The following is a 1,668-nucleotide window of genomic DNA, read 5'->3' on the forward strand; positions in this document are numbered from 1 at the left end:
AGGCCACGGAGATGATGCGACGCGGCTATCTCGACGTGATGATCGCCGACCGTCGAGGAGCGCAATACACGCCCGACCAGTTCCATCGTTTCTTTCGCTCATGACGGAATGGCCAACTGTGGCCAATCCGCCCTCGCTTCATCGGCATGGACCAGCTTAGCTCGCCCTGAACGAGGGGCTGCTCATGAACCGACACATCGCCGCGATCCTGCTCAGCACGGTTGGCCTGGTGGCTTGCCAAACAAGTACCCCAGGGCCGCAGCAAGCTGTTTTAGGCCTTCGGGGCGCCGCGCTTCTCCAGGAAGATGTCGCCCGCCTCAGAGCGGATCGCGATGCCCATCGCATCAGCTACACGGAATGGGCTGAACGCACCCAGACGGCTGCGCGGGCCAGCGTGCCGCTGAGCGCGCAGGAAGAGGAAGCGCTGGAGTACCGCAAGCAGCTGGCGCGCCGTGTTGATGCTGGAGAGATCACCCCAGCGCAGTTCGGGCGCGAGAGCCAGCGCACCCTGCAGCAGCTGAAGGCGCAACGCCGCGGAGCCTAACCAGCGACAGCCTCTCACGAGCCTGCTACAGCACCGCTTCTTCCCGTCAGCACGCCCGAGGTGTTCGCGACACCGTAAAGCCTGCGGCGGGCAAGCACGTGATGACAGGCGATCGCGGGCCAGTTCCCCGCGTCCCGTCCGTGAAGCCTAGGCCAGGCAGTCGCGTGAGGGTCGGTGCCGCGGGGGATCTGGACACCGCAGGGCACCGGCCCATGGCCTACGTGTTGCGGCACGATGCGGAACCGCATTTCTACAACCTCACAGCCCACTAAAGTGCGTGTCTACAACATTCAGTCGGTTGTCTGCTGCGGTGCGGTGTCTTAGGTTTGCAGTGCGAGATCGCGATGGCGTCGCGTTCTCGTTGCCCTCCCAAGGGCGTTTCCTCCCTTGACTTCGAGCCGCTCCTTCGGGGGCGGCCTTTTTTTTGTCCGGCAGGCTCAGGAAATGAAGGCCTGAGGCCCGCCCCTCGGGGGAATAGGGCGGGCCTCAGCTGCGACTGTGCCGACGAGGCCGCGCACCAAGGGCCCTGTCTTTGGAGCCGGCGCGCTACTCTGAGGGCAATCGGGCTAGGCCCGGTCGCTGAGATTGAAGCTGAACGAGAGCGGCTAACGCCTCGTTACGCCGGCGATGCAATCAGCGGTTTCCGGGGGTGCCGCTGGTGCCACCCGGCTTTGATCCGGATCCCGCATCGTTGGCGCCCGTGCTGTTCATCGTGCCCGAACGGCTCATTCCGCCGGTTGAGGGACCGCTTCCCGATGCACCAGGTGAGGAGCCTGATCCGGCATCACTCGCACCCGTGCTGTTCGATGTGCCAGAGCGGCTTGAACCGCCTTCCGCAGCGAATGCTGGGCCGGCGAGGATGAAGACGGTGGCGATGGCAAGTACTGTTTTCATTGGCGTATCTCCCTGTTGACCGCCGGTCGGACGTAGGAGTCCACCATGCGGCAACAAGGCAATCGCGCTTCCGTGAGCCTGTTCCTCGTCTACGGATCTCACATGGATCTATCCGACCTTCAGTTCTGGGCCTTTCTGGCAGCGGCCATCCCGGTCCTGTTCCTGCGAGTCGTCATCGTCTGGTGGAAAGGGCGACCCATCGTTCCGATCGCCTTGCTCAGCCTCATGTT

At 63.8% G+C, this 1,668-nt stretch carries 1 protein-coding gene; it reads left to right on the forward strand.

Translation table 11 applies throughout. From position 1 onward, the window contains the following. Positions 1–184: 184 nt before the first annotated feature. Positions 185–544, forward strand: coding sequence for a hypothetical protein (locus tag MKK63_RS22135; RefSeq protein ID WP_244005637.1), 360 nt, complete (start codon positions 185–187; stop codon positions 542–544). The last annotated feature ends 1,124 nt before the right edge of the window (positions 545–1,668 follow it).

Origin of the sequence: Methylobacterium sp. J-088 (genome assembly GCF_022829295.1) — a bacterium.
Lineage (GTDB): Bacteria > Pseudomonadota > Alphaproteobacteria > Rhizobiales > Beijerinckiaceae > Methylobacterium.

Bases quoted from the DNA above. Each gene is read 5' to 3' on its own strand.
- MKK63_RS22135 (WP_244005637.1), top strand. From the start codon at position 185: ATGAACCGACACATCGCCGCGATCCTGCTCAGCACGGTTGGCCTGGTG.